6 protein-coding genes are annotated in these 7244 nt (G+C 71.1%); all 6 read left to right on the forward strand.

Annotated elements, in window-relative coordinates:
* The first annotated feature begins 7 nt into the window (after window positions 1-7).
* The 6 genes from ACFWY6_RS23045 (at window position 8) to ACFWY6_RS23070 (ending at window position 7055) form a co-directional block, all read left to right on the forward strand.
* Entirely contained in the window at window positions 8-1414 is a 1407-nt protein-coding gene (locus tag ACFWY6_RS23045; RefSeq protein ID WP_384693375.1) for a DUF3152 domain-containing protein, read from the forward strand.
* Window positions 1415-1492: 78 nt separating this feature from the next.
* Window positions 1493-1585, forward strand: coding sequence for an Ms4533A family Cys-rich leader peptide (locus ACFWY6_RS23050; protein WP_323178664.1), 93 nt, complete (start codon window positions 1493-1495; stop codon window positions 1583-1585).
* Between the two features lie 137 nt (window positions 1586-1722).
* Window positions 1723-3450: an ABC transporter substrate-binding protein gene (locus tag ACFWY6_RS23055; RefSeq protein WP_384693378.1), complete on the forward strand. Its 1728-nt coding sequence runs from the start codon at window positions 1723-1725 to the stop codon at window positions 3448-3450.
* A gap of 19 nt (window positions 3451-3469) precedes the next feature.
* Entirely contained in the window at window positions 3470-4462 is a 993-nt protein-coding gene (locus ACFWY6_RS23060) for an ABC transporter permease (RefSeq protein ID WP_384693381.1), read from the forward strand.
* Window positions 4459-5448 (forward strand): ABC transporter permease, encoded by a 990-nt coding sequence (locus ACFWY6_RS23065; RefSeq protein ID WP_384693384.1) that lies wholly within the window; start codon window positions 4459-4461, stop codon window positions 5446-5448. Before ACFWY6_RS23060 ends, ACFWY6_RS23065 begins: the two co-directional genes overlap by 4 nt.
* Window positions 5445-7055 (forward strand): dipeptide ABC transporter ATP-binding protein, encoded by a 1611-nt coding sequence (locus ACFWY6_RS23070; RefSeq protein ID WP_384693386.1) that lies wholly within the window; start codon window positions 5445-5447, stop codon window positions 7053-7055. The genes ACFWY6_RS23065 and ACFWY6_RS23070 overlap by 4 nt, the downstream gene beginning before the upstream one ends.
* Window positions 7056-7244 lie beyond the last annotated feature (189 nt).

The raw sequence follows: 7244 nt of genomic DNA on the forward strand, positions 1-7244 counted from the left end.
GCGGCACGTGGGACGTCACAGCCGCCGGGGTTCGGCCGACCTCGCAGACAACAGCAGCAGCGCGAGCAGCACCGGTAATCCGCCGGCACAGGGAGCGCGCCCGCCGGGGCCCGGCACCGGGCGGCGCAGGCGTGTGGGCCCGCCGGTCGACACCACTCCCGCGCACGGCGTCCCGCAGGCCACGCCTCCGCACGGCGTGCCGCACGTCCGCGGCGGTCACCCCGAGCAGCGTGAGCCGGGCGGCGGCTGGGGCACCGGTTCGCGGATAGGGGCCTCGTACGGGGTCCCGGGCACGCGGACCGCGCCGTACGCGCAGGGGCCGCGCCGCGAGTACGTGGACGCGTTCGGCGACGAGTTCGTGGACGAGGACCTGTTCGCGCCGGGAGCGCCGGGAGCACCGGGAGCACCGGGAGCGCCAGGAGCAGCGCCGGGCGCCCCCGGCACGGCAGGCATACCGCCCATGCGGGCACCCCACGATCCGTACGCCTCCGTCACCGACTGGGACCGCGCGGTCGACGCGGAGGAGGACGCCCACGGCGACCTCTGGTCCGAAGGGGCGGGCGGGATCGGCGGGTCCGACGGCGTCGACGACGGCGACGAGCGGGACGGCAAGGGCGGCAAGGGCCGCACCTTCACCGGCATCGCGGCCGCCGCGGTCACGACCGTGCTCGCCGTGGTCGTGGCAGGTCAGGTGGCCGAAGGACCCAAGGACCCGGCCTCCAAGGCCGAGGCCGCGCAGGGCAAGGAGAAGCGCGAGGCCGACGACCCGGCGTCCCGCTCGGACGACCGTCCCACTCCTCCTGACGCCGCCCCGGCGACGTACGAGACGAAGATGGCCGCGAAGTACCCGCTCGACGCGAAGCTCACCGCCTCCGGTGACTTCGACGCGATCGCGGGATTCGACAAGGCGCCGGGCAAGGGGCAGCTGTTCCGCTACCGCGTCGATGTCGAGAAGGGGATGGGCCTGGACGGCGAGCTGTTCGCGGCGGCCGTGCAGAAGACCCTGAACGACGACCGGAGTTGGGCGCACAGCGGCGGCCGGACCTTCGAGCGGATCTCCTCGGGGAAGCCCGATTTCGTCATTACGCTGGCCAGTCCCGGCACGACGGCGAAATGGTGCGCCAAGTCGGGGCTCGACACGCTGGAACAGAACGTGTCCTGCGATTCCGCGGCCACCGACCGCGTCATGATCAATGCCTATCGATGGGCGCAGGGCGCCAAGACGTACGGCGACCGCATCCACCCGTACCGCCAGATGCTGATCAACCACGAGGTCGGCCACCGGCTCGGCTTCAATCACGTCGACTGCACGAAGAACGGCGAACTCGCCCCGGTCATGCAGCAGCAGACCAAGTTCCTCGACCACGACGGAATCAAGTGCAAGGCCAACCCCTGGGCGTTTCCCAAGAGTTGAGACGGAAGCGATCGGCGTGCGGTCGTGCCGTGCTCGGCGGCTTTGACATCCGCGACAAGTTCGTTCATATTTCTCCGCATGTCGCCTCGTCACGCCTCCTCGCGCGCCGCCCTTGAGCTGGCGCTCTTTGGCGTGACCGCGCACTGCGTGTCCGACATTCACTGTTGCTGACGCCCGCCCCTGGCGCGTGCGTCGCTTGCATTCTCATGACCTTTCTCAGGTCCTGACCCTCTTCGGCGACCCCGGGGCGAGCTCTGCTCATTTCCACCGCTCATTCCCCTGCTCGATTCTCCGAGAGGTCGTTTCCCATGCGTCAACCGTCCGTCATAGCCCGCCGCGTGGCAGCGGCATCCGTCAGCCTGGTCCTGGCCGCGGGCGCCGCCGCCTGCGCGGGCCCCGAGGGCAACGACGCCGGGAGCGGCGGCGCCGACGGCAAGCCCGCCAAGGGCGGCACGCTCACCGTCCTCAACAGCGCCCCGCAGGTCGACTTCGACCCCGCAAGGCTCTACACCTCCGGCGGCGGCAACGTCCCCTCGCTGGTCTTCCGTACGCTGACCACCCGCAACCGGGAGGACGGCGCCAAGGGCGCGGAGGTCGTCCCGGACCTCGCCACCGACCTCGGCAGGCCGAGCAAGAACGCCACGGTGTGGACGTACACCCTGAAGAAGGGCCTCAAGTACGAGGACGGCTCGCCGATCACCTCCGCCGACATCAAGTACGGCATCGAGCGGTCCTTCGCCGGTGAACTCTCCGGTGGCGCGCCGTACTTGAGGGACTGGCTGATCGGCGGCGACAAGTACGCCGGGCCCTACAAGGACAAGAGCGGCAAGGGCCTGAAGTCGATCGAGACGCCCGACGAGCGGACCATCGTCTTCCATCTGAACAAGCCCGAGGGCGAGTTCCCGTACCTGGCCACCCAGACGCAGTTCACGCCCGTACCGAAGAGCAAGGACAAGGGCACCAAGTACGAGGAGCACCCGGTCTCCTCGGGGCCGTACAAGGTCGTCGAGAACGAGAACGACGGCGAGCGGCTCACCCTGGAGCGCAACCCGCACTGGTCGGCGAAGACCGACCCCGAGCGCAAGGCCTACCCGGACAAGATCGATGTGCGGTCCGGGCTCAACCCGTCCGTCATCAACCAGCGGCTCTCGGCAGGACAGGGCGAGGACGCCGCCGCCGTCACCACCGACACGAACCTCGGCCCCGCCGAACTCGCCAAGGTCACCGGCGACAAGGACCTCGCATCGCGCGTCGGCACCGGGCACTTCGGATACACCAACTACCTCGCCTTCAACCCGAAGGTGAAGCCCTTCGACGACCCGAAGGTGCGTCAGGCCATCTCGTACGCCGTCGACCGCTCCTCCGTGGTCAACGCCGCCGGCGGCTCCTCGCTCGCCGAGCCCGCGACGACGTATCTGCCGAACCAGAAGTCCTTCGGATACACGAAGTACGACCACTTCCCCGCGGGCAAGGCCGGAAACCCGAAGAAGGCCAAGGAGCTCCTGAAGGAAGCCGGTCACAAGGACGGGCTCACCATCACGCTGACCCACTCCAACGCCAAGGACTTCGAGACGAGCCCGGAGATCGCCACCGCGGTCCAGGACGCCCTGAAGAAGGCCGGGATCAAGGTCAGGCTGGAGGGCCTTGAGGACAACGACTACAAGGACAAGGTGCACAGCGCCAAGGACGAGCCGGGTCTCTTCCTCGCCCACTGGGGCGCCGACTGGCCCTCCGGCGGTCCCTTCCTCGCCCCGATCTTCGACGGGCGGCAGATCGTGAAGGACGGCGCCAACTTCAACACCGGTTTCCTGGACGACAAGTCGGTCAACGACGAGATCGACGCGATCAACAAGCTGACCGACCTGGACGCCGCGGCCAAGCGCTGGGGCGCCCTCGACAAGAAGATCGGCGAGCAGGCGCTGACCGTGCCGCTCTTCCACCCGGTCTACAAGCGTCTGTACGGCAAGGACGTGAAGAACATCGTGATCAGCGACTGGACGGGTGTCCTGGACATCTCCCAGGTCGCGGTCAAGTAGGGCGAACGGTCGACTCACCATGAGCGAGGCCCTGTTGGCCTTGGAGGCGGGGACGGGTGCGCAGGCGCCCGCCCCGGCTTCCGGTGCCCGTCAGTTCTGGCGGCGGCTGCGTGCGCAGCGTGCCGCCCTCGTCGCGGCGGCCGTCGTCGCGCTGCTCGTCCTGGTCGCGCTCGCCGCGCCGCTGCTCACCGCCATCGAGGGCCAGGATCCCCGTACGTACCACCCCGACCTCATCGACTCCGGCCGCGGCGGTGTGCCGATCGGCTCGTTCGGCGGGATCAGCGCCGAGCACTGGCTCGGCGTCGAACCGCAGACCGGGCGCGACCTGTTCGCCCGTCTCGTGTACGGCGCGCGGGTCTCCCTCGGCGTCGCGCTCGGCGCGACGGTGGTTCAGGTGCTGCTCGGCGTCGGCATCGGCATCACGGCCGGGCTCGGCAACCGCTGGGTCGACCAGGTGCTCAGCCGCGCCACCGACGTCATCGTCTCCATGCCGCTGATGGTCCTCTCGCTCGCCCTGATGGCGATCGTGCCGAGCGGCTTCCCGCGCCCCGTCCTGGTCGCCCTGGTCATCGGGCTCGTCGCCTGGGGCAGCACAGCCAAGATCGTGCGCGCGCAGACCATCACCCTGAAGGAGCTCGACTACGTGGCCGCCGCCCGGCTCAGCGGCTGGAGCACCTGGCGCATCGCGCGCCGCGAACTCCTGCCCGGACTCGCCGCCCCCGTCATCACCTACGCGGCGCTGCTCGTCCCGATGAACATCACCGTGGAGGCCGCGCTGTCCTTCCTCGGCGTCGGCGTGAAACCGCCGACCGCGTCCTGGGGGCAGATGCTGACCTCGGCCGACGTCTGGTACCAAGCCGCGCCGCAGTATCTGCTGCTTCCGGCGGGGGCGCTGTTCGTGACCGTGCTCGCGCTGACCGTCCTGGGGGACGGGGTGCGGACCGCGCTCGACCCGCGCGCCGCGTCGCGGCTGCGGATCGGGACCGGGCGCAAGCGGGAGGGCAAGGCATGACCGGCTTCCTGCTGCGGCGCTCGGCGGGCGCCGTCGTCACGCTGTTCGCCATCTCCGTGATCATCTATGCCGTCTTCTACGTCGCTCCCGGCGACGTCGCGCAGATCACCTGCGGTCCGCGCTGCTCGCCGGGCCAAGTGGCGCAGGTCTCCGAGCAGTTGCGGCTCGGCGATCCGGTGTACGTCCGCTACTGGGACTTCCTGCAGGGCATCTTCGTCGGCCAGGACTACTCGACCGGTACGAGCGTCGAGCACTGCGACGCCCCCTGCCTCGGGCTCTCCTACCAGAGCGACCAGCAGGTCACCCAGCTGATCCTGGCGAAGCTGCCGGTCACCGGGTCGCTCGCGCTCGGCGCCATGGTGATGTGGCTGATCCTCGGGGTCGGCACGGGTGTGCTCTCCGCCTGGCGGCGCGGGCGGGTCACCGAGCGCGTCCTGACCGCCGTCACGCTCGCCGGCATGGCCACGCCCGTCTTCGTCATCGGTCTGCTGCTGATGATCGTGGTCTGCGGCCAGCTGGCCTTGCTGCCCTTCCCGCAGTACGTCGCGTTCACCGACGACCCTCAGCAGTGGGCCTGGAACCTGCTCCTGCCGTGGCTGTCCCTCGCGCTGATCGAGGCCGCCAAGTACGCGCGCCTGACCCGCGCCTCGATGCTGGAGACTCTCGCCGACGACCATGTGCGGACCTTCCGCGCGTACGGCGTCGGGGAGCGCTCGATCATCGGCAGGCATGCGCTGCGGGGCGCGGTCGCTCCGGTCATCGCGCTGAGCGCCAACGACTTCGGGACGCTGTTCGGCGGCGCCGTGCTCAGCGAGACGCTCTTCGGCCTGCCCGGCATGGGGCGCGAACTCGTGCACGCGGTGCGCGTCGTCGATCTGCCCGTCGTGGTCGGCATGGTCCTGGTGACCGGCTTCTTCGTGGTGCTCGCCAATGCCGTCGCGGACGTCCTGTACGCGGTGGCCGACCGAAGGGTGGTCCTGTCATGAGCCTGGTTCAAGTGACGGACCTGGTGGTCGACTTCGGGGACACGCGCGCCGTGGACCGGCTCTCCTTCACGCTTGCCGAGGGCGCCGCGCTCGGCCTCGTCGGCGAGTCGGGGTCCGGCAAGAGCACGGTGGCCTCCGCGCTGCTCGGGCTGCACCGGGGCACCGGAGCGGACGTCGGCGGCACGGTGCAGGTCGGCGGCATCGACGTACAAGAAGCGTCCGATGAGGAACTGCGGCGGCTGCGGGGCGGAAAGGCGGCGATGGTCTTCCAGGACCCGCTGTCGTCCCTCGACCCGTACTACGCGGTGGGCGACCAGATCGCCGAGGTGTACCGCGTCCACACGGGAGCCTCGCGGCGGGCGGCACGCGCGCGTGCCGTCGACGTCCTCGACCGGGTGGGCATCGCGGACGCGCCGCGCAGGGCGCGCTCCCGGCCGCACGAGTTCAGCGGGGGCATGCGCCAACGGGCGCTCATCGCCATGGCGCTGGCCTGCGAGCCCCGGCTTCTGGTCGCCGACGAGCCGACGACCGCCCTGGACGTCACCGTGCAGGCCCAGATCCTCGACCTGCTGCACTCGCTGCGGGCCGAGACGGGGATGGGGCTGCTCCTGGTCACCCATGACGTGGGCGTCGCGGCGGAGAGCGTCGACGACGTCCTGGTCATGCGGCACGGGCGGGCCGTCGAGCACGGGCCCGTGCGGGAGGTGCTCGGGGCGCCCGCGCAGCCGTACACGCGGGAGCTGCTGGGGGCGGTGCCTCGCGTCGACGCGCCGCGCTCGGAGGTCTCCCGCTCGGAGGTCTCCCGCGCGGAGGGCGACGTCGTACTCGAAGCGGTCGGTCTGCGGCGGGAGTTCGGGCGCGGCAAGCGGGCGCTCGCCGCCGTGGACGGCGTCTCGCTCACGATCCGCAGGGGCGAGACGCTCGGCGTCGTGGGCGAGAGCGGCAGCGGCAAGACGACGCTCGGGCGGATGCTGGTCGGGCTCCTCGAACCGACGGCCGGGGAGATCCGCCACGCGGGCTCCGCAGGTCATGGCGTACGTCCCGATGTGCAGATGGTGTTCCAGGACCCCGTCTCCTCGCTCAACCCGCGGCGCGGCGTGGGGGAGTCCATCGCCGATCCGCTGCGCGCACGGGGCGGGCGCGACGAGCCGGCGGTGCGCGATCGCGTGCGGGACCTGATGGCGCGCGTCGGGCTCGATCCGGCGCACTACGGGCGCTATCCGCACGAGTTCAGCGGCGGCCAGCGGCAGCGCGTCGGGATCGCGCGGGCCCTCGCCGCCGAGCCGCGGATCATCGTGTGCGACGAGCCGGTGTCGGCGCTCGACGTGACGACCCAGGCCCAAGTGACGGCCCTGCTCGCCGAGTTGCAGCGAGAACTGGGGCTCGCGCTGGTCTTCATCGCGCACGATCTGGCGGTCGTCCGCCAGGTCAGCGACCGGGTCGCGGTGATGCGGCAGGGGCGGATCGTCGAGTCCGGCACCGTCGACGCGGTGTACGGCGCGCCCCAGGAGGCGTACACCAGACAGCTGTTGGCGGCCGTCCCCGCACTCGACCCGGACGCGGCGGCGCGCCGCCGCACGGCCCGCAGGGAGCTGGCCGCAGCATGACTCTCCGTAGCTGAAAAGCGCTTTCGGCGTGCCCTAGCGCGACGGAACGCAACCGGCACGGGAAAGTTACGGCCGTTCACCCCTTTTGGTGGGGGGGGGGGGGGAGGGCCGCAACCCCACCCCCCCCCACGCCCCCGGGGGGGGCGCGCCCCCGCCCCCCCCCCCCCCCCCGCCCCCCCCCCCGCCCGG

It is taken from the genome of Streptomyces sp. NPDC059037 (assembly GCF_042740015.1).
In the GTDB taxonomy this organism is placed as follows: domain Bacteria; phylum Actinomycetota; class Actinomycetes; order Streptomycetales; family Streptomycetaceae; genus Streptomyces.